The following is a 21,625-nucleotide window of genomic DNA, read 5'->3' as shown; positions in this document are numbered from 1 at the left end:
TCGGCCCGCCCTGGGCATACTGGAGATCGTGACTACGCAGCAGGCTCCCTCCGGTATCGATCTTTCCCATGTCGACGCGAGCGTGCGGGTGCAGGACGACCTGTTCGCGCATGTCAACGGCCAATGGCTGGACAGTTACGAGATACCGGCCGACCGGGCGGTGGACGGCGCCTTCCGCACCCTCTACGACCAGGCCGAGCTGGATGTGCAGCGGATCATCCAGAACGCCGCGGCCTCGAATGCCGAACCGGGCACCGAGGAGCGCAAGATCGGCGACCTGTACTCGTCGTTCATGGACGAGACAGCCGTGGCCGCCGCGGGACTGACCCCGATCGCCGAGGAACTCGAGGCCGTGCGCGCGGTCACGGACCGTGGTGAGTTCGCGACCCTGCTCGGCCGACTGCAGCGCACCGGTGTGGGTGGCGCGCTGGCGTACTACGTCGACACCGACGACAAGGATTCGACCCGCTACCTGGTGCACGCCACCCAGTCCGGGATCGGCCTGCCCGACGAGTCCTACTACCGCCAGGACGACTACGCGGAGATCCGCGACAAGTATGTTGCCCATATCCGCCGCATGTTCGAGCTGGCGGGCCTGGAGGTCGACGCCGACAGGGTGTTCGAGCTGGAGCGGAAGTTGGCCGCCGGGCACTGGGATGTGGTGCGCCGCCGCGATGCCGAACTGTCCTACAACCTCACCACCTTCGACGCCCTCGCCGCCGAGCATCCGGAATTCGACTGGGCGGCATGGACGTCCGCGCTGGCCGAGGGCCTGGACCGCTCGGGTCCGGAGCTGTTCGCCGAAATCGTGGTGCACCAGCCGGATTTCGTGCGCACCTTCGCCCGGCTGTGGGCGTCCGAGCCGCTGGCCGACTGGCAGGCGTGGGCGACCTGGCGGGTGCTGAAGGGCCGTGCCGCCTACCTGACCGCCGATCTGGTCGAGGAGAACTTCGATTTCTACGGCCGCACCCTCACCGGCGCGCAGGAGAACCGCGAGCGCTGGAAGCGCGGCGTCTCCCTGGTGCAGGAGCTGCTGGGCGAGGCGGTCGGCAAACTCTATGTGGCCGAGCACTTCCCGCCCGAGGCCAAGGCCCGCATGGTGGAGTTGGTCGGCAACCTCCAGGAGGCGTACCGCCGCAATATCTCCCAGCTGGACTGGATGAGTCCGGAGACCCGCAAGGCCGCGCTGGCCAAGCTGGAGAAGTTCACCCCCAAGATCGGTTATCCGGACACCTGGCGCGACTACTCGGCCGTCGCCATCGATCCGACCGACCTGGTGGGCAACTTCCGCCGCGGCTACGCCGCCGAACACGACCGCGACCTGAACAAGCTCGGCGGCCCGGTGGACCGCGGCGAATGGTTCATGACCCCGCAGACCGTGAACGCCTACTACAACCCGGGCATGAACGAGATCGTCTTCCCGGCCGCCATTCTCCAGCCGCCGTTCTTCGACATGAACGCCGACGACGCCGCCAACTACGGCGGCATCGGCGCGGTCATCGGCCACGAGATCGGGCACGGCTTCGACGATCAGGGTTCCAAGTACGACGGCGACGGCAATATGGTCGACTGGTGGACCGAATCGGATCGCACCGAATTCGGCAAGCGCACCAGGGCGCTGATCGACCAATACAACGCCCTCTCCCCCAAGGACCTCTCCGACGATCACAAGGTCAACGGCGAGTTCACCATCGGCGAGAACATCGGTGACCTGGGCGGTCTCTCGATCGCCCTGGAGGCGTACAAGATTTCGCTCGAGGGGGCGGAGCCGCCGGTCATCGACGGGCTCACCGGGTTGCAGCGGGTGTTCTTCGGCTGGGCGCAGGTGTGGCGCACCAAGGCGCGCCCCGAGGAGGCGATCCGCCGCCTCGCGGTGGATCCGCACTCGCCGCCGGAGTTCCGCTGCAATGGCGTCATCCGCAATCTCGACAGCTTCCACGAAGCCTTCGGCGTCGAGCCGGGCGATGCCCTCTACCTGGAACCCGCACAGCGCGTGAAGATCTGGTAAGTCCGGTCCTAGCGCAGACGCGCCTCGGTCTCGGCGTCGAAGAAGAACACCTCGTCCGGCTTCGGCGTCAGCCGGAGGCGGTCACCCAGGGCCACCTGGAAGTGGCGGTCCACCCGCGCCACGACCTTGCCCGAGCGGCTGGACCATGTGTCGGTGACACCGTGTGAGTAGAGGAAGGATTCGGCGCCGAGTTCCTCGAGCAGTTCCACCTCCACGGCCAGCGCGTTGGCCGGATCGGTGGTGACCTCCCAGGACTCGGGCCGGATACCCACCACGATCCGCTCACCGGTGATCGCGTTGCGCGGCACCGGGATCGAGAGTCCGTTCAGCACCGCGTGGCCGTCGCGAATCGGCGCGGTGAGCAGGTTCATCCCCGGTGAGCCGATGAATCCGGCCACGAAGGTGTTGACCGGGTCGTCGTACAGTTCGCGTGGCGCGGCCACCTGCTGCAGGATGCCGTCGCGCAGCACCGCCACCCGGTGTCCCATGGTCATGGCCTCGACCTGGTCGTGGGTGACGTACACGGTGGTGGTGCCCAAACGCTGTTGTAGCGCGGCGATCTGGGAGCGGGTGCTCACCCGCAGCTTGGCGTCCAGATTGGACAGCGGCTCGTCCATGCAGAACACCTGGGGCCGCCGCACGATGGCGCGCCCCATGGCGACGCGCTGGCGCTGGCCGCCGGACAGCCGCGCGGGCTTGCGGTCCAGCAGCGGTTCCAGCTCCAGCATGGCCGCGGCCTCCGCCACCCGAGCCCTGGTGTCGGCCTTGCTCGTTCCCGCATTGCGCAGTGCGAAGCCCATGTTCTCGGCCACGGTCATATTCGGGTAGAGCGCGTAGCTCTGGAACACCATGGCGACATCGCGGGCGCGCGGCGGCAGCGCCGTCACATCCCGGTCGCCGATGAGAATCCGCCCGCTCTCCACGGATTCGAGTCCGGCCAGCATGCGCAGACTGGTGGATTTCCCACAGCCGGACGGCCCCACCAGCACCAGGAATTCCCCGTCGGCGATATCGAGTTCCAATTCCTCGACCGCCGGATGGGGTGCTCCCGGGTACCGGTGGGTGACACCGTCGAACCGCACAGTCGCCATAGTGGCCGGACCTTCTTCCGAAAGAGAGTGTTACTTGGGCAGTTTCGGCAGGATCTGCCGGTCGAGGATGGCTTGCAGTTGGTTGGTGACGTCGGCGTAGGTGGTGGTGACGTCGGCGTTCTGCAGGCAGATCTTCTCGAAACCCGCGCCGATGATCTGGTCCGCGCCGGGCAGGAATACCCGTGCGTAATCCTGCGACCTGGTCAGCGGCAGCTGGTCGATCGCGGTCTTGGCGTGCGGGTTCTGCGCCAGGTACCGCTGCTCGCTCGGATCGCCGAGGGCCGACGTGCGCACCGGCATGTACCCGGTGCCCTGGGAGAAGGCGACCGTGCCCTCGGTGCCGGTGAGGAAATTGATGAACTTCAGCGCGTTCACCTTGCGCTCAGCGGAGATGCGCGACGGGATAGCCAGCCCCGCGCCGCCGGTAGTGCAGCCGGGACCGCCCGGATGCGGCAGGAACGCGGTGCCGAGGGCGAACTTCGCGTCCTTGACGATGCCGCTCAGGCTGCCGGTGGAGGCCAGCGCCGAGGCGACGTTGCCGGTGCTGAAGTCGGCTTCGATCTGCTTGCGGACACCCGCGTACTTCTTGGTGTTGATCATGTCGCGCAGGAAGTTTCCGGCGCTCAGCGAGGCCGGTTCGTTGAAGGCGAGTTTCCACTCGTCGGAGTACGCGCCCCCGAGGGTCCAGTTCGGCCCCTGGAAGGTCCACGCCAGATAGTCGGTGGCATTGCCCCAGCCGTGCGCGAGCTTGCCCTCGCCGACGACCTCCTGGATCTTCGGACCCCACTCGTCGAACTCCTGCCAGGTCTCCGGACCCCGGTCCGGCAACCCGGCCTGCGCCCAGACGTCCTTGTTGTAATAGAACAGCGGGGTCGAGCGGGCGTACGGCAGCGCCCAGTACTTGCCGTCGAACTTGTAGTCCTCGAGCAGCGAGGTGACGTAGTCGGAGGAGTCCACCCCGGCGTCGGCGAAGAGGTGGTCCAGCGGTTCGATGGTGCCGTTCAAGGCGTAGTTGAACCACCAGACATCGGAAAGCACCACGATATCGGGCAGTTCACCGCCGGACAGCGCCGCATTGAACTTCTGCGACACCTCCTCGTAGTTCTTGCCCGCGTCGACCAGGTTCACGGTGATCTCCGGGAACTGCTGCTGGAAGCGGCCGATCAGATCGGCCTCCAGATCCTTGGAGGTGCCCGGGTGGTTGGACCAGAAGGTGAGCTGGTTGGGGTCACCGCCCTGGGAACCGCCGCCTCCGGTGCCCGCACACGCGGTCAGGGCGAGACCGGCCGCGGTGGCACCGGCCAGGCCGAGGAAGCCGCGCCTCGACAGGGACGGCAAACGTGGATCGGACACGGGAATCTCCTTGTGGAACTCAGCCTTTGACCGCACCGGAGGTGAGGCCCTTGATCATGTGGCGTTGCAGGGCGAGGAAGATGACGAGGATCGGCAGCATGGTCATGACCGTTCCGGCCATGACCGGACCCCAGTTGGTGACGCTGGGGTTCTCGGTGTTCTGCAGCAGGGTGAGGCCCACCGGCAGCGTGGCCACCTCGGGACCGTCGGCCATGAGGAACGGCCACAGATATTCGTTCCACTCGTTGACCAGCGTGATCACCGCGAAGGCCACCATGGTCGGCCCCGACATGGGCAGCACCACCCGGGTCAGCAGCCGCCACCAGCCCGCCCCGTCCATGCGCGCCGCCTCGATGATCTCGCCGGGCAGCGACAGGAAGTGGTTGCGCATGAGAAAGGTGCCGAAGGCGACGCCGAACAGCGGAACCATGATGCCGGTCAACGTGTTTCGCCAACCCAGCTGGGAGACCAGCGCGTAGTTGGAGATGACCGTGATCTGGTTGGGCACCATGAGCGCCGCGATGATCACCAGGAAGACCACGTTCTTGCCCGGGAAGCGCAGGAACACCAGCCCGTACGCGCTGAAGACGCCGAGCGCGAACTTCACCGCCGACACCACGGCGGTCACGATGATCGAGTTCTTCAGGAAGGTCCAGAAGGGCAGCGTGGTGGTGGCGTAGGAGTAGTTCTCCGGATGCCAGGTGTTCGGCCAGTACACGGCGGGTTGCACATAGATGTCGCCGCGGTCCTTGAACGAGGTGATCAGAATCCACAGCAGCGGCACCCCGATGACGATCAGCACGCACGTCATGGCGCAGTAGCCGAAAATCGTTGCCCACCGGGCCCTGTCGATGGTCCGTCCGGTGCTGCCGAGCCGTTTCATCGCTCGTCCCGATCCATGATGCGCACCTGGACCAGCGTCACGATCAGCAGCACCACGAACATGATGGTGGCCACGGTCGCGCCGTATCCGGCACGGAAGTTGACGAAGGATTCGCGGTAGACCTGGACCACCATGGTGGTGGTGCCGGTGCCCAGTGGCCCGCCGCGGGTCATCGTGTAGATGATGTCGAACACCTGCAGCGAGTTGAGCAGCACGGTGATGGACAGGAAGAAGGTGGTGGGCCGCAGCTGCGGCATGAGCACGCGGGTGAAGGTGGTCCGGCGGCTCGCGCCGTCGATCTCGGCGGCCTCCATGAGATCCTGTCGAACCCCTTGCAGCGCCGCCAGATAGATGACGAAGGTGTAGCCCAGGTTCTTCCACAGGTAGGTGACGGTCACCATGAACAGGGCCCAGTTCGGGTCCTGGTAGAAGTCGGGCACCGGCAGCCCGACCTGGTGCAGTAGGTCCTGCACCAGGCCGAATCCCGGATCGAAGACGAACTGGAAGGCGACGCCGATGGCCGCGCCGGAGATGACGAACGGCGCGAACACCGCGGAACGGACCACATTGCGGCCGAACAGCTTCCGGTCCAGCAGCAGCGCCAGCGCGAGGCCGAGGGCCATGCTGCCGACCACCGCGGCGAGGGTGAAGATCACCGTATTGGTGACCACCTCCCACGAATCGGCGCGGCCCCACCACTCCCGGTAGTTGTCGAAACCGATGAAGATGGCGGTGGTGTCGGAGATGTTCCAGTCGAAGAAGGACAGCCGGATATTGTCCAGCAGCGGCCGATACACGAAGACCGACAGCAGGATCAGATTCGGCGCGACCAGCACGACGAACAGCGCGTAGTCCGACCACGGCCGACCCCGCCAGCCGCGGACCTTCGGTTGCGGCAGTACTCGCTCGGGCCTCGATCGCACCGGCGCAGCCTGACGGGTACGGGCAAACGCGCGGTTACCACTCGATGCCCGGAATCTGAAATGTACGGACCGCGAACAACACGGGTACCTGCCGGTCAGGGCGGGAAGACCGCGGCCCCGCCATGAAAGTGCCCCCTGCCCGATAGGGCAGGGGGCACGAAACTCTCAGCGCCGCAGTCGCTCCGGAACTAGTTCCAGTCGCCGTAGCCGTCGCCCGGGTTGAGGGTGCCGCCGTTGGTGTTCACCACGACCACCGGGTCGCCCTTCTTCACGTTCTCGAAGAACCACTGGGCATCGGCGGGGCTGACGTTCAGGCATCCGTGCGAGGCGTTCGATACGCCCTGCTGCGCCACCGACCACGGGGCGGAGTGCACGAAGATGCCGCTGTTGGACATGCGCACCGCGTACTCGACCTCGAGCTTGTAGCCCTCCGGATCGGTGACCGGCACCCCGTAGGTGGAGGAATCCATAATCATCTTGCGATTGCGCTCGCTGGTGATGTAGGTCCCGTTCGGGGTCTCGTGACCCGGCTTGCCCATCGAGGTCGGCATCACCCGCACCACCTCGCCATTGCGGGTCACGGTGATCTCGTGGGTGCTGTCGTCGGCGGTGGCGATGAACTCGTCACCGATCTCGTAGGCGACGTGCGTGCCGCCCGCCTCCACGGTGATCTGGGAACCGGCGGGCCAGAACGACTCGGGCCGCCACCGCACCTGCTTGTCGCCGAACCAGTAGAAGTGGCCGCTCACCTTGTTGGTGGAGGTGATGCGGATGGCCTTCTCGGCGGTCTCGTGATCGGTGACCGGTTCCTTGAAGTTGATGATGATCGGCTGGGCGACGCCCACCACCTCACCGTCGCCGGGGCTGATGTTCGGCGCGGCGAAGTTGGCCGGCGGCACCGGAGCCTTGGCATTGGGTGAGTTCGGGGTGTCACCGGGTTCCGGCTGCGGCATGACGGCCGAGGGAACGCCCGGGATGTCGGGTCCGCCCGGCCACAGCGGGGCGGCCTGTGCGGGGGCGGCGAGCACCAGTCCGGCGGCCGCGGTGGCGGCGAGGGAAAGCAGTCCCGTTCTCCGGTACGTGGTCGTGCGCAAGGCGGTGTCCTCTCCGGTCTTTCGGTTCGCGCGCGGATGTGCGCCACGCGCGCAGAGCGCGAGCAGGTATCTCGCGGCAGGCCCCAACCCCGCATTCATTCCTACCGTGCGATCACCGGCATTCCAATCACGTTCTGGCGGTTATACATACCGACCAACTGGTGTGAATCGCGACACACTCACGGAGGTGGGTGACTCACCGTGAGGCGACACGCTGTTCGCCCCGGCGATTCGCCGTCACGTCCCGAGTGGCGGGCCTGAACCCCACCGATGTGATCTCAAACCTGTGTGTGATCGAAATCACCGTTAGCGCCGTCGGATTCGAGCACATCGAAGGTGATGGCCGCCCGCGGGCCGGTGGCGATATTGTGCGGCACCGAGATGGGGACGCGGCCCGTGTCGAACCGCGGCGACAGCCGCAGCCGCACCCGGCTCAGCAGTGTCGCGAGCACGATGCGCAGTTCGTAATCCGCCAGCGCGGCACCGATGCAGCGTCGATGCCCGCCCCCGAACGGCGCGAACTCGAACGGACCGTACCGCCGTTCCAGGAACCGCTCGGGCCGGAACCGCTCCGGTCGCTCCCACACCCGAGGATCGGAGTGCAGCAGCGGCACCGCGAGGCCCATGGTGTCGCCCGCCGCCAATTCCCGGCCGCGCAGCGTGTACCCCGTCCGCAATCGACGCAGCACGATCGGCACCGGGGGATGCAGTCGCAGCGTCTCCTGGCACACCGCGTCCAGGTACGGCAGCCGCGCCAACTCGGCGGGTTCGGCTCCCGCATGTGCCGCCAGTTCGGCCCGCAGCCGCGCCAGGACGGGCGGATGCCGATGCAGTCGGTACAGCGCCCACACCAGGACGGTCGCCGTGGTCTCGTGTCCGGCCACCAGCAGGGTGCGCACCTGATCACGCACCTCGGCCGCACCGAGGCGGCCGCCGTCCGCGCACCGGGCGGCGAGAATCGTGCCGAGCACGTCCGCACCCGGTGCGTCGACGGGGCGAGCGGCGATATCGGTGTCGATCAGGGCGTCGAGCCGCTCGCGCGCGGCGATGAACCGATCCCAGGGCGACAGACCGAACGCGCCGCGCCGCAGTGCGGGCAGCAGCATCAGCGGCCCGCCGTAGGCGTGCAGGAATTCCGTTGTCGCGCTCGTATATTCACCGCGCGCGCGAGCATCGTGCACGCCAAGGGCGGCGGCCAGCACCACCCGCAGGGTGATGGCGCGCGCGGCCGCCCGCGCATCCACCCGGGCGCCTGCCCGCCATGGCGCACCGGTGCGCTCGCCGGTCAGCTCCGCCACCGTCGCATCCTGGATGACGGTGCCCCAGGCGCGAATTCGGCTGCCGTGGAAGGCCGGCGCGAGCATGGTGCGATCCCGCCGGTGGCGCGCTCCCGCCGTCAATATCAGGGAGCCCGTCCCCACCATCGGCTCGATCGGATTCGGCAGCGGCGGTTCGACCGAGTCCGCGGGGGCACGGAACAGCTCCCGCGCCCCCGCCGCCGTCCCGGTGAACAGTGCCGTCCCGAAGCCGGGAAACCCCACCGCGAACGGATCTCCGTCGCGGCCGCGCCGCCACCGGAAGTACCCCTCGAAATCCACACCGGCCCGCAGCGCGTGCCACAGCACCGGCCGCGGCCCCCGCAACGGTGCGACCGACGGGGTCCCTCGGGTCCCGGCTCCAGCGCTCATGTCCTCCACTACGTTGTGGGCCCCGCGCGGGTTCGAATCCGGACCACGCCGGGCACGTTCTCCGCCGCGGTGTTCACATCCGCCCGGCCGCGCCCGATTACCGAGTGGTCCGCGGTTCTCGATCGAGAACCGCGGGTCCGCCACCGGTCGCGGGATGTTCGCCTGCCCCGAGATTCTCGGGGTGACGGTTCCCCGGCAAGTGGTGTATGCATTCCAGGAAGCAGAACCTTGACGTTACTAAGGAAATACAGGACTCATCGTGTCGCGACAGTCGTTCTCTCTCCGGGTCGCCGTTTCCGCGTTCGCAGCAGCGGCCGCCCTGGTCCTCGCGGGCTGTGGGTCCACCGTGACCGGCACTCCGCTGGCGGCCGACAACGCCGGACCCGCCAGCACCGCGCCCACCACCTCGGCCGGTTCTCCGACCACCACCGGTGCCGCGCCCACCACCGGTGTGAACAAGGGCGGGTCCACCGACTTCCAGGCCAATATCGGTGATTGCGTGCAGTTGGGCGGCACCACCGACAACGCCACCATCGAGCGGGCGTCCTGCGGTTCGCAGAGCTCCAACTACAAGGTGGTCGGCAAGGCCCGCACCAACGACCAGTGCCCCACCGACGTCGACCAGGCGTACTACGAGACGCTGAACGGCATCGAGACCGGCGCGCTGTGCCTGGACATCGACTGGGTCATCGGCGGCTGCCTGGAACTCGGCGGCGAGGATCCCGAGCGCATCGACTGCTCCTCGACCACCGCCATCGAGGGCGTGCAGGTGCTGGCCATCGAGCGCAACACCACCAGCGTCGACGACTGCACCCAGGGCGACCAGGGCTACGTCTACGACGAGCGGCGCTTCGTCGTCTGCGTGACGCCGCTCTGAGACAGGGCTTGCGTCGGGCCGGGTGGGTCGACACAGCAGCGGGGCGGTGATCCGGATGGATCACCGCCCCGCTCGGCTTTCGTCGGTGCTGCCGCCCGCCGCTCAGATCGGGTGGTAGCCGGCGCCCGCGCCGCCGCGGGCATTGATATCCGCCATGATGGCGTCCATATTGGTGCCCACCTCGGGGCCGAAGCAGGCGATGGCCAGGTAGGCGTTCACCATGCCCACGAGGGTGCTGCCCACCACGACGGGCGCACCGGAATCGCCCTCGACCACGCACATCTGGGTCCAGGTCTCGTAGTTGGTGGCGAAGACGTCGCCCCAGGCGACACCGCAGGTGTTGCCGGTGGTCCGGCCCTCCTTGCAGACGATCATCGGGAACTGCGGCGGTGCGCCGAGATCGGTGATGGTCACGTTGCCGATCCGGTTGACCGGGATGACCCGACCGGGCTGGAATTCGATGACGGCGTAGTCGAGCGCGTGATCGGAGTACACGAACTTCCCGATCACGCCGTAGCCGCGGGCCGCCTCGGCGTACACCTGCGCGCCGGGGTCACCGCAGTGTCCGGCGGTCAGTCCGACCAGTCGGCCGGCGGCGTCGTGCCCGATCGTCGTGAGGGTGCATTCGTACTCGTTGTCGATGACGATTCCGGAGCCGCCGCCCAACACGGGGGGTGCGGGGTCTGCTAGTGCGGTCCCGGCTCCCGACCCGAGCAGCGCCGCGCTCATGGCGACGGCGAAGGTGGCCTGGGCCACCTTGGCGAGTTTCCTGATCATGTCCCTCCAGACGTCGGATGCCGATCTGTCAACGGTGTCAGCACATCCTGTCAGTATTCGTCCCCGATCGCCGCTTGTACTGCCACATGTTGCGTAGCCGTGTCCGGACTCATCGCTGCGGACCGGTCGGATGTTGCCGACTCGACATCAACGCGCGGAATCATTACGCACACCGGGTGGATTTCAGATAAATTCTTTCCGATTAATTGCAGGGCGGGGTTCGTGATTGTGTTGAGATCGGTGAACAATTATTCAGAAACTAGAACCGGTTCCAGACTGCTGCCTGGTTCTTTGTGATATTTCCCAACCATGTTGTCGCTGTTCACATCAGTTCACGGAAAGTGATCCGGCTCTATGACGGACGGCACAAGAGCGTGATGTGTTTTTCCTAACTCCGTAGTAAGGTGCGTCAAGCAACAGTCGCCGGAGGCAGGTCACCGGCGTCGAGAGGGGTAGCCAGTGGTGCAGTTGACCAAGAGTCCGGGCGGGGCGGGGTCATCAACGGAATCACGTCTGAACACAGCGGTTGACTGGACCAAGAGGTACTGGGAAGACCATCCGAAGCGGTCCCTGGAGACCGGCGGCCGCATGATGGCCATGGGGGTCTCGGCCGTTGCCGAACTCTTCATCGCCATCTTCCGCAAACGTTTTCCGTTCGGTGAGTTCGTCCGGCAGTGCGCCTTCATGGCCAATGTCGCCGCGGCGCCCACCCTGCTGGTCGCCATTCCCATCGGCGTCATCGTGTCGATCCAGGTCGGTTCGGTGGCCGGACAGGTCGGTGCGACCTCGTTCATCGGCGCGGCCAACGGCCTCGGCATCATTCAACAGGGCGCGCCACTGGTCACCTCGCTCATGATCGCGGGCGCGGTCGGCTCGGCCATCACCGCCGATCTCGGTTCGCGCACCATCCGTGAGGAGATCGACGCCATGAAGGTGATGGGCGTCGACCCCATGCGCCGCCTGGTCGCCCCGCGCCTGGGCGCGGCCATGCTGGTGTCGGTGCTGCTGTGCGGTTTCGTGGTCTTCGTCGGCTTCCTCACCGGCTACGTGTTCAACATCTTCGCCCAGGGCGGTACGCCGGGTTCCTACGTCGGCACCTTCTCATCCTTCGCGGTGACCCTGGATCTGCTTGTCGCGCTGATCAAGTCGCTCATCTTCGGCCTGCTCGCAGCTATCATCGCCTGCGACACCGGCCTGAACACCCGGGGCGGCCCGGGCGGTGTCGCGAACTCGGTGAACACCGCGGTCGTCATGTCCGCGGTGATGCTCTTCGGCGTGAACCTGATCCTCACCCAGGTCTACAACACCCTCTTCCCCCCACAGATGGTCTGAGTCGTGTCAGCAACGTATGTTCCGCCGCTGCTGCGGCCGTTCCAGAAGATCAGGAGCACCGGGCGGGCCCCGGTCGACTTCATCGCGCGGGTGGGCCACCAGGTCTTCTTCTTCCTGCGCTCGCTCGCCTCCATCCCGTTGGCCTTCAAGCAGTACCCCAAGGAGGTTTGGCGGCTGCTGTCCGACGTCACCTGGGGCAACGGCAATCTCGTCGTGGGCGGCGGCACCATCGGCGTGGTGATCATCCTGTCGGCCTTCGGCGGTATGACCGTCGGCATCCAGGGGCACACCTCCCTGAACCTGCTGGGCCTGAGCCCGATCACGGGCGCGATCTCGGCCTTCGCCACCACCCGCGAACTGGGCCCGCTGCTGGCGGCGCTGGCCTTCGCGGCCCAGGCGGGCTGCCGCTTCACCGCGCAACTGGGCGCCATGCGCATCTCCGAGGAGATCGACGCACTGGAGTCGGTCGCCATTCGGCCGCTGCCGTATCTGGTGAGCACCCGCATGATCGCGGCCATGATCGCCATCGTGCCGTTGTACTGCCTGGCGCTGCCGGTGGCCTACATCTCCTGTTCGATCACCGTGCAGCTGATCGGCGGCACCGCCGCGGGCACGTTCCAGCACTACTTCTACCAGTTCCTGGTACCGCAGGACGTACTGTATTCGATGCTGAAGGCGATCCTGTTCGTCGCCATCACCACCTTCATCCAGTGCTACTACGGCTTCTTCGCCTCCGGCGGTCCCGAGGGCGTGGGCGTGGCGGCCGGTCGCGCGATCAAGCTCTGCATCATCGCGGTGGTGTTCGCCGACCTGTTCATGACATTGGCCATCTGGGGCGTCGACCCCGGCATTCGGATCTCGGGATAGGGGGCGAGCATGATCATCGATCCGAGCGGGCGTGGTCCGACCATGCGCCAGCTGCTCATCGCGGGCATCTGCGGGCTGGCCGTCTTCGCCTTGATCCTGGGCTTCCTGATGGCGCGCTATCAGGGCTATTTCGTCGAGAAGGTCAATGTCACGGCCAATCTCACCACCACCGGTGACGGCCTGCCGCAGAACGCCGACGTGAAGTTCCGCGGTGTGCTGGTCGGCGTGGTCGACGAGGTGTCGGTGGCCGCCAAGGGCGAGCTGCAGAAGGTGCACATCGAGATGAAGCCGGAGTACGTCTCCGGCATCCCGGCCAATGTCACCGCCCGGGTGGTGCCCTCCAACCTGTTCGCCGTGACCTCGGTCGAATTGGTCTACAACGGACCCGATCCCGCCGATGCGCACCTGAAGGAGGGTTCGGAGATCCCGGAGGATCGCTCCAAGGGCACCATCGCGCTGCAGGACACCCTCACCACGGTGCGCGACATTCTCAGCAAGATCGATCCGATCCAGTTCGGCCGAGTGCTGGGCACCCTGTCCTACGCCCTGGACGGCAGCGGGCGCGTGCCCGGCTCCACCGTCGAGCGGGTGGACCGCTGGCTGCTGGCGGTGGACGAGTCCATTCCGGACCTCGGCATCATGCTGGACGACTTCTCGCAGTCGTTCCGGGCGCTGAACCAGTCGGCGCCCGAACTCATGAACGTGCTGGCGGACTCGGTGCAGACCGCGCAGACCATCTCCGACCGGCGCAGCGAACTGGCCGCGCTCATCACGGGCACGGGCGGCACCGTCGACAAGGTCAACGACCTGTTCGCCCGCAACCCCGATGTGGGCAAGGAGGTCACCGTCGGCACCAGTGCGCTGTTCGGCGCGATGTCCGACGATCCCGGCGCCATTCCGCAGGCCATCGAGAATCTGAACAACTCGGTGCGCGCGCTGGCCAGCACCTTCCACTGGGGTCCGCAGCGGCAGATGGTGTGGAACATGGGCCTCACCTTCACGCCGTACAAGCCCTACACCCAGGCCGACTGCCCGCGCTACGGCGAGCTGGCCGCGCCCAGCTGCGCCACCGCGCCGGTGGAGTCGAGTCCGGGCGAGCTGCCGGAGTCGTTGCGGCCCAGGGCCCTGGAGTCGGCGGCCGGACTGCCGCCGGTGCAGCTGCCGGAGGGTTTCCCGGGCATTCCGGGGCTGACCACCGCCGAGACCACCGAGCCGGGCGTGCCCGGTGCACCGGGCACGCAGCCGGGCAACCCGCTGAGTGGCACGCCGCTGGAAGGGCTGTTCCCGAACCTGTTCGGCGCCGCACCGGCCCCCGCGCCCGCGCCCGCGCCGGATCCCGCAGCGCAGCCGCAGACGACGCCGGCCGCGGCCGGGCCGATCTCCTACGCCGGTGACGACGCCATCGTGGCCCTGCTGGGTCGCAAGCCGACCATCGCCGAGTACCTGCTGTTGAGCTCGATCCTGAGGGGTGGAACCTTGCAAGTGACCGAAACCGGAGGCGGCCGATGAGCATTCGCAAACCGCTGATCGGGTTCAGTCTCTTCGCGGTCGTCGCGATCCTGGTGACCACGGTCATCTGGAACACCCTCGCGCGCACCGTGGAAGGCTCCACCAACACCTACAACGCCACCTTCTCCGATGTCCTCGGGCTGCGCGAAGGGGACGACGTGCGCATGGCGGGCGTGCGGGTCGGCAAGGTCGAGTCGATCGAGCTGGACTCCGACAACAACGCCCGGGTGAGCTTCATCGTGCAGCGCGACCAGTCGCTGTTCAACAACACCAAGGCGCTGGTGCGCTACCAGAACCTGATCGGCCAGCGCTACATCGCGCTGGCACCGGGCGAGGGCGGCGACACCTCGCAGCTGAAGAACAACGGGTCCATCCCGATCGAGCGCACCGAGCCGTCCTTCGACATCTCGGGTCTGCTCAACGGCTTCCAGCCGCTGTTCCAGGTGCTGTCCCCGGAGCAGGTGAACAACCTGTCGGAGACCTTCATCCTGGCGCTGCAGGGTGACGGAGTCTCGTTGAGCGCCTTCATCACCCAGGCCGCGGCCCTGGCCACCGACTTCCAGCGCCGCGACGCCATCCTGTCGGACGTGATCACGAATCTGTCCGGCGTGATGTCCGGCCTGGCCCGGCGCGGCGGCGAACTGGAGACCCTGGTCGCCCAGACCCGGGCGCTGATCGGCGGGCTGTACGCGCAGGGTCAGTCGCTGCAGGCGTCCACCGTGCAGATCGCCGACGCCACCGGCTCGCTGGTGAACATGCTCGGCGTGATCCAGCCGAAACTGGCGCTGGCGCAGAGCTCCACGCGCGACGCCCTGACCCTGCTGCTCGCCAATGGCGCGAAGTTGGACCAGGCCGCGATCGATCTGCCCGCCATCCTGTCCAACGTCGGCAAGTTCACCCAGAACGGCACCTACGCCAACGCGTACGTGTGCTCCCTGGACGTATCCCTGTACGGCGTCCTCTTCCCGCGCGGTCTGTTCAACCAGATCGGTGGCAACTCCCACTCGGCGGTGTGCCGGCCATGATCGAGACAATCAAGAACCGTTTCAACAGCAATCGCAATTTCTGGCTCGGCCTGATCGGTGCACTGGTCATCGTGGCGCTGCTGCTGGCCTCCAATGCCTTTCGCCTGATCGGCGTGGGTGAGCAGTCCATCGAGGCCGAGTTCGCCCAGACCGCCGGTGTGAAGGTCGGCGACAAGGTGGATGTCTCCGGCGTTCCGGTGGGCCGGGTGGCCGGTATGGAACTCGAGGGCAGTCACGTGCTGATCACCCTCCAGATCAGCAATGACGTGAAGCTCGGACCCGACGCGCGCGCGGCCGTCAAGATGGCCACCCTGCTGGGCGCGCGCTACATCGATCTCGATCCGGGTGACGGCTCCGGGCTGCCGGACGACCGAATCCCCCTGAACAACACCGATGTCCCCTACAACCTGGCCGATGTGGTGCAGGAGGGCACGCCCAAGTTCGCGGCCCTCGACACCCAGAAGCTGGCCGAATCGCTGAACCTGATCAACCAGCAGCTCGGCGACACCCCGCAGCTCACGGTGCAGGCCCTGGACGCGGTCGGCGCGCTGGCCAAGACCATGAACGACCGCAAGAACGACGTCGACCAGCTGCTGAAGGATCTGGACAAGGTCACCAGGATTCTGGCCGACAACCGCAACAGCGTGCTGCTGGTGATCACCCAGGGTGAGGCCATCGCCAATCGGGTGATGGAACGCCAGGGCCTGCTGCGCTCGCTGCTGGACAACATCGCCACCCTCAGCCGCCAGCTGCAGGAGATCGGCGCGCAGAACGACAACCAGTTCGGCCCGACACTCCAGCAGCTCAACACCATGGCCGAGGGTCTGCAGAAGAACAAGGACAACCTGGACCGGCTGCTGTCGATCATGCCGCCGTCGGTTCGGCAGTTCAACAATGTGTTCGGCAACGGCAATTACGGCGAGGTCGGTCTGCCGTGGCTGTTCCCGGACAACTGGCTGTGCTTCGCGCATGTGGCAGAGGGGTGCCAGTAATGACCAAGTTCACGCGAATCGCCAAGGCCGTCATGATCGGCGCGGCCGCCCTGGCCGTCGGCAGCTGTTCCGTCGTGCCGATCGGGGTGAAGGACGCCGTCGGACAGACCCAACACTTCACCGCCGACTTCCTCAATATCGCGGGCATGTTCGAGGGCAACCCGATCACCGTGCTCGGCCTCGAGGTCGGCAAGGTCGACAAGATCGTGCCCAAGGGTGAGTACGTCGAGGTCCACATGACCGTGGACAAGGGCATCAAGATCCCGAAGGACGTGACGGCGGCGCTCATCTCACCCTCCATCGTCACCGACCGGCACATCGAGCTGACCCCGGTGTACACCGGCGGTGAGACCTTGCCCGAGGACGCGCACCTGACCACCCAGCAGACCCGGACGCCGGTCGAGCTGGACCAGATGATCAAGACCATCGACGCCTTCGCCGAGGCGCTCAAACCGCAGGAGGGACAGGAGGGCATCGGCCCGCTGTCCGGTCGGGTGCTCTACCCGATGCTCAACGGCCAGGGCGAGAAGATGCGCGACACCCTCAACGCCCTCTCCGGTGCGCTGAAGGTGGGCGTGGACAACAAGGACGCGGTCTCCAGCATCATCATCAAGCTCAATGAGCTGACCACCATGCTGGCCGAGAACGACCAGGCGGTCCGGGATTTCAGCGACAAGATGACCCAGATGTCCACGCTGCTGGCCGAGCAGGCGCCCGGCCTGCAGGCCACGCTGGATCAGCTCAATGCCTTTCTGGCCAATACCAGCGGTGCGTTCGCGGAGTACCAGAACGAACTCAACGGCACTCTCACCGGTCTCACCAATGTCACCCAGCAGTTGCGCGACAACGCGGCCGGCGTGGTCGAGATCGTGGACGTGGCACCGCTGCTCATGCAGAACCTGGACCGCTCGGTCAACCGTCAGGGCCGGTTCATCCGCCTGCACGCCGTGCTCGGCACCGCGCTCTCCGGTGAGATCGTCAGCCTGTTCTGCGAGCGCATCCAGATGCGGGCAGACGGCTGCCGCACCGGCAAGATTGAAGATTTCGGACCCGATCTCGGGCTCACCGCGGCAATGTTGGGACTGACACGATGAGCAACCGACTGACGGTGTTTTCTGCCTCCGCTCCGCTCCGGCGGTTCGCGGCCCTCGTGACCCCGGTTCTTCCCTCCCTCCGCTCCTCCGCTTCGCTCCCCCGCTCCACTCAGTCCAGAACCGGGGCGGGCCGCGAACATAGGAGAGGCCGCCATTCGGTCGTGGCGCTGGCGGCCGCTGTCTCGACGCTGGCGGTCTCCGGCTGCGGCGTCACGGTCGAGAACCTGCCGCTGCCGAAACCCGGCGCTGGGCGCGACACCTACACGATCCACGCGGTCTTCGACAACGCGCTGAATCTGCCGGACCAGGCCAAGGTCAAGATCGGCGGCTCCGACGTCGGCGTGGTCACCAAGATCGAGACCAAGAACTTCGAAGCGCATGTGGATCTGGCGATCCGCACCGATATCGAACTTCCGGCCAACAGCACCGCCGAACTTCGCCAGGCCACTCCGCTCGGCGATGTGTTCGTGGCGGTGTCCAAGCCCAAGGACGAACCGGGGCAGCAGGTCCTGGAGGACGGCGACACCCTCAGCCGCGAGCAGACCTCGGCGGGCGCGACGGTCGAGGAACTGCTGCTGTCGGTCTCGCTGCTGTTCAACGGCGGCGGCATCGCCAGCCTGACCAAGATCACCAACGAGCTGGAATCCATTGTGGGCGGGCGGGGCCCGCAGCTGGCCCACCTCATCACCCAGATGACCGGCATCACCGCCAGCCTCAACGACAACAGCGCCCGGGTGGACCAGACCCTCGCGGGATTCAGCGCGCTGGCCACCACCCTCGAGGCCAATCACAACGAACTGGGCCAGGTGGCCGACAGCCTGCCGAACATGATCGGCGCCATCGCCGAGAACAACCAGGCCCTCGGCGAACTGCTCACCAAGGTCTCGACAACCAGTGCGGCCCTGGGCGACTACGCCGACACCACCTCCGCCGAACTGGCCAGCCTGCTCGACAACGTGCAGCAGCTCATGGACGCACTGGCGCAGACGGAACCGAATCTCGGACCGGCGCTCGACGCCCTGCGCGAGATCCGGCCCATGGCCGACGCGTCCTTCAAGGGCAACACCCTCGCCGTGGCCGCCACCCTGACCATGCTCGACATCGGCCTGCTCACCGATCCGGCCAACAGCAAGTTCCCGGATCTGAAGGACTTCAGCGATTTCGCGGGCAGCCTCATCCAGGTGTTGCAGATCGTCCAGGGCCGGATCTCGGGGGGCCACCGATGAGTTGGGTGAAGGCGCACAAGAATCTGGTGTCGAACGCCGCGCTGGTGCTCATTCTGCTGGTGGGCGCGTCCTACCTGGCGGTGAGCGTCATGCGGGTGAACCCGCTGCGCGATACCTACCGGGTGACGGTCAACCTGGACCGCTCCGGTGGTCTGCAACCGGGCAACGACGTGACCCTGCGTGGCTACCGCGTCGGCAAGGTCGCCGAGATCTCGCTGGTCGACAATGGCGCGGGGATCGCCGCCATCGCGGAGATCGACACCAAGTACAAGATCTCCTCCGACACCCGGATCGCCGTGCAGGCGCTCTCGGGCGCCGGTGAGCAGTACATCGACTTCCGGCCGAATACCGATCAGGGCCCGTACCTGCGCGACGGTTCGGTGGTGGCCTTCGATCCGGAGGCCGTGCGGACCCCCACGCCCGTGTGGGCGGTGCTGGACAATTCCAGCGAGCTGATCGCCCAGGTCGATCCGGACAAGTTCAGCGTCATCCTCAACGAGCTGGATATCGCCCTGTCCGGTGGCCAGGACCAGCTGCGCGCCATGATCAACGGCATCAGCCTGGCCGCCGCCGGCCTGGACGGACTGCTGCCGCAGACCACGAATCTCATCGCGAATCTGCGCACCATCACCCAGACCACGTCGCTCGCCCAGCCGGATCTGGGTACGCTGACCGCGAATTCGAGTGTGCTGTTCCAGCAGTTCAACGATGCCAACGCCGAACTCCAGCGGATCCTGGAGCAGGCGCCGGGCCAGATGGAGACCCTCGGTGCGGTGCTCGACAAGACCGCCGATCCGATGACCAGCCTGGCCCAGAACTTCGCGGCCATCACCAAGGCCGCGCAGTTGCGGGTTCCCGCGTTGCGGGCGCTGTTCCCCTCGCTCGTGGTGGGCACCTCGGCCATGGGCGTACCCGCGCACGACGGCGAGTTCTATACCATCGTGGATATCTGGCCGCGCCCGTACTGCCAGTACCCGGCCAAGACGGTGCGGCCCGAGGTCGCCACCGAGAACACCTTCCCCCGGTGGACGGGCACCTGCCTGAACCCCCCGGCGGATCAGCAGATTCGCGGTTCCGCCAACGCACCGCGGCCGGATGTGCCGAACAACGGCGCCAATCCGCCCACGGATGTCGACCTGAACGAGCGCACCCTGCCGCCTGTGAAGTGAGCGCGCGTATCCCGGTACGGTGGTGTGGGTCACCGGGCCGGGCTTACTCGCCGAGCAGAACCTAGACGGTGCGTCCGCAGCGCACCGGGAAAAGTGAGAGCAATTTCCATGTCGGATGACGCTGCCCAGAAGAAGACAAACGAAGACGATTCGACGGCCGGGGCCGATGCCGTGGGCAGCGCCGACACTGCTGCTACGGAGAAGATCGAGGCCGCCGCCGAGCCCGCCGCCGAGTCGAAGGCCGATCCGAGCAAGGCCGATGCGGGCGAGCCCAAGACCCCCGAGGCGAAGGTCTCGACAGCCAAGAGCGCCCAGCCGACTCCGCCGCGGACTCCGCAGGCCCCCGTCGCCGCCGGTGCCGGATCGGGTGGTGGATCGCTACCGCTCATCGCCGCGTTCACCGCGGGTGTGCTGCTGGTCGCCGCCATCGCCACCGGCGTGTGGTTCTTCCTGCAGAACCGCACGCACGAGAACGAACTCGCCGCCCGCGACGAGGCCACCGCGGCCGCCTGCGAATTCGGCAAGGCGGTCTCCAGCTATGACGCCGCGAATCTGGGCGACTACTTCGACAATGTGAAGTCGCGGTCCACCGGACAGTGGGGCCAGTTCTTCAGCGGTGCGGCCGACACCCTCGAAACGGCCATGAAGAGCGTCAACGCCCGCTCCACCCTGGACGAGATCCACTGCGCCTACGAGTCCGGCGACGAGAACAAGGCGTCCATCGTGCTGATCATCACCCAGGTCCGCTCCAATTCGGTGGTGCCGCAGCCGGACATGCTGACCGTGCCCGGTGTGGCGGAGATGGAGAAGAAGGACGGCAAGTGGCTGGTGGCCAACTTCGACTCCCCCACGCTCAAGGGCCTGAACCCGGTCGCCCCCACCGGCCCGCAGCCCGACCAGACCGAGCCCGAGCAGCCCGCCCCCGACGCCGAGACCCCGGCACCCGGTAACTGACCACACCTGAAAGCGGACGCCCCACTCGCAACCAGGCGGGTGGGGCGTCCGTCGTCCGGGGGCGGTCGCCTCAGAACAGCGTCAGGGCGTCCGGGTCGGGTGCCGCGGTGGCCGGTCGGCGGCGCATCGGCGGCGGGGCGGGAATGGTGTCCTGCAATGCCGCCGGATCGGCCACGGTCGCGGCCGTGGCCGCCGCATGGGCGGGCACCACCGGAATCGGGGTGGTCGGCGGGGTGGCGTCGGCGGCGCGGGTCTGGGGCGGTCTCGCGGACTCCGCCGCGGCGGGTTCGGTGAGGTCCGGTTCGGGAAGATCCGGATCGGGCAGCGCGCCCGCGGCGACCTTGCGCGCGGCCTGGCCCGCCAGCGTGTCGGCCTGTTCGTTGAAGTAGTTGCCCACATGTCCGCGTACCCAGCGGAAGCGCACGGGCCCGGGGCGAGTGGAGATGGCCTCGTCGATCAGGCGGATGAGTTCGACATTCTTGACCGCGCCACCGGTGGAGGTGCGCCAGCCATTGCGTCGCCAGCCGTTGATCCACTCCGAGGCGCATTTGATGGCGTAGAGGGAATCGCTCTCGATGAGCAGGGGTTCGGATCCGTGATGGGCGCGTACCGCCTCGAGTAGCGCGCGTAGCTCGGCGATCTGATTGGTGCCGGTGGGAGCCCCGCCACTGGCCGATCCGCCCGCGTGATTGACCCAGGCCCACCCGATGGCGCCACCCGGGTTACGCAGGCACGATCCGTCGGTGCTCACGATGATCATGCT

The 21,625-nt window shown here is 66.9% G+C and carries 18 protein-coding genes and 1 pseudogene; 11 read left to right on the top strand and 8 right to left on the bottom strand.

Annotated elements, in window-relative coordinates:
• Positions 1–28 precede the first annotated feature (28 nt).
• Positions 29–2,008, top strand: coding sequence for a M13 family metallopeptidase (locus ON31_RS00495; RefSeq protein WP_085996313.1), 1,980 nt, complete (start codon positions 29–31; stop codon positions 2,006–2,008).
• 8 nt (positions 2,009–2,016) lie between these two features.
• Here the strand turns inward: ON31_RS00495 and ON31_RS00490 are convergent, their stop codons facing one another.
• The 6 genes from ON31_RS00490 to ON31_RS00465 all read right to left on the bottom strand — a co-directional run bounded on the left by ON31_RS00490 (position 2,017) and on the right by ON31_RS00465 (position 9,040).
• Positions 2,017–3,099 (bottom strand): ABC transporter ATP-binding protein, encoded by a 1,083-nt coding sequence (locus ON31_RS00490; RefSeq protein ID WP_039808066.1) that lies wholly within the window; start codon positions 3,097–3,099, stop codon positions 2,017–2,019.
• A 30-nt stretch (positions 3,100–3,129) separates the two neighbouring features.
• Positions 3,130–4,437, bottom strand: a complete 1,308-nt coding sequence (locus ON31_RS00485) for an ABC transporter substrate-binding protein (RefSeq protein WP_039808064.1) — start codon at positions 4,435–4,437, stop codon at positions 3,130–3,132.
• Between the two features lie 34 nt (positions 4,438–4,471).
• Positions 4,472–5,335 (bottom strand): carbohydrate ABC transporter permease, encoded by an 864-nt coding sequence (locus tag ON31_RS00480; RefSeq protein WP_039808061.1) that lies wholly within the window; start codon positions 5,333–5,335, stop codon positions 4,472–4,474.
• Positions 5,332–6,234 (bottom strand): carbohydrate ABC transporter permease, encoded by a 903-nt coding sequence (locus ON31_RS00475; protein ID WP_218007278.1) that lies wholly within the window; start codon positions 6,232–6,234, stop codon positions 5,332–5,334. The genes ON31_RS00480 and ON31_RS00475 overlap by 4 nt, the downstream gene beginning before the upstream one ends.
• Positions 6,235–6,446: 212 nt before the next feature.
• Complete coding sequence (locus ON31_RS00470) at positions 6,447–7,352, bottom strand: L,D-transpeptidase (protein ID WP_039808055.1); 906 nt, start codon at positions 7,350–7,352, stop codon at positions 6,447–6,449.
• 278 nt (positions 7,353–7,630) lie between these two features.
• The gene (locus ON31_RS00465; RefSeq protein WP_039808374.1) at positions 7,631–9,040 is read right to left on the bottom strand and encodes a cytochrome P450; all 1,410 of its coding nucleotides are present in this window, start codon (positions 9,038–9,040) and stop codon (positions 7,631–7,633) included.
• A 256-nt stretch (positions 9,041–9,296) separates the two neighbouring features.
• Here ON31_RS00465 and lppU point away from each other — a divergent pair, with 256 nt between their 5' ends.
• Positions 9,297–9,917, top strand: coding sequence for an LppU family putative lipoprotein (gene lppU, locus ON31_RS00460; RefSeq protein WP_172544821.1), 621 nt, complete (start codon positions 9,297–9,299; stop codon positions 9,915–9,917).
• Between the two features lie 102 nt (positions 9,918–10,019).
• On the opposite strand, the gene ON31_RS00455 is transcribed toward lppU, so the two are convergent.
• Positions 10,020–10,694, bottom strand: coding sequence for a S1 family peptidase (locus ON31_RS00455; protein WP_039808048.1), 675 nt, complete (start codon positions 10,692–10,694; stop codon positions 10,020–10,022).
• A gap of 513 nt (positions 10,695–11,207) precedes the next feature.
• Here ON31_RS00455 and ON31_RS00450 point away from each other — a divergent pair.
• From ON31_RS00450 to ON31_RS00410, 9 genes are all read left to right on the top strand, one after another.
• Positions 11,208–12,026 carry an MlaE family ABC transporter permease gene (locus ON31_RS00450; RefSeq protein ID WP_029932437.1) on the top strand — a complete coding sequence of 273 codons (819 nt, stop codon included), beginning with the start codon at positions 11,208–11,210 and terminating at the stop codon, positions 12,024–12,026.
• Between the two features lie 3 nt (positions 12,027–12,029).
• Positions 12,030–12,893: an MlaE family ABC transporter permease gene (locus ON31_RS00445; protein WP_029932436.1), complete on the top strand. Its 864-nt coding sequence runs from the start codon at positions 12,030–12,032 to the stop codon at positions 12,891–12,893.
• A gap of 9 nt (positions 12,894–12,902) precedes the next feature.
• Entirely contained in the window at positions 12,903–14,402 is a 1,500-nt protein-coding gene (locus tag ON31_RS00440; RefSeq protein WP_039808045.1) for an MlaD family protein, read from the top strand.
• The gene (locus tag ON31_RS00435; RefSeq protein WP_039808042.1) at positions 14,399–15,427 is read left to right on the top strand and encodes an MCE family protein; all 1,029 of its coding nucleotides are present in this window, start codon (positions 14,399–14,401) and stop codon (positions 15,425–15,427) included. Before ON31_RS00440 ends, ON31_RS00435 begins: the two co-directional genes overlap by 4 nt.
• Entirely contained in the window at positions 15,424–16,419 is a 996-nt protein-coding gene (locus tag ON31_RS00430) for an MCE family protein (protein WP_039808369.1), read from the top strand. Before ON31_RS00435 ends, ON31_RS00430 begins: the two co-directional genes overlap by 4 nt.
• On the top strand, positions 16,419–17,513 hold the full coding sequence (locus tag ON31_RS00425) for an MlaD family protein (RefSeq protein WP_039808039.1): 1,095 nt from the start codon (positions 16,419–16,421) through the stop codon (positions 17,511–17,513). The genes ON31_RS00430 and ON31_RS00425 overlap by 1 nt, the downstream gene beginning before the upstream one ends.
• Positions 17,514–17,674: 161 nt before the next feature.
• Entirely contained in the window at positions 17,675–18,739 is a 1,065-nt protein-coding gene (locus tag ON31_RS00420) for an MCE family protein (protein ID WP_039808036.1), read from the top strand.
• Positions 18,736–19,908, top strand: a complete 1,173-nt coding sequence (locus ON31_RS00415) for an MlaD family protein (protein ID WP_039808033.1) — start codon at positions 18,736–18,738, stop codon at positions 19,906–19,908. The genes ON31_RS00420 and ON31_RS00415 overlap by 4 nt, the downstream gene beginning before the upstream one ends.
• A gap of 108 nt (positions 19,909–20,016) precedes the next feature.
• Entirely contained in the window at positions 20,017–20,862 is an 846-nt protein-coding gene (locus ON31_RS00410) for a hypothetical protein (RefSeq protein ID WP_115061494.1), read from the top strand.
• 238 nt (positions 20,863–21,100) lie between these two features.
• Here ON31_RS00410 and ON31_RS37665 read toward each other — a convergent pair.
• Positions 21,101–21,622: pseudogene (locus ON31_RS37665) on the bottom strand (ribonuclease H family protein); the annotation flags it as partial.
• Positions 21,623–21,625 lie beyond the last annotated feature (3 nt).

Origin of the sequence: Nocardia otitidiscaviarum NBRC 14405 (assembly GCF_000308635.1) — a bacterium.
Classification (GTDB): domain Bacteria; phylum Actinomycetota; class Actinomycetes; order Mycobacteriales; family Mycobacteriaceae; genus Nocardia; species Nocardia otitidiscaviarum.
This window is presented reverse-complemented; position numbering and strand designations above follow the sequence as displayed.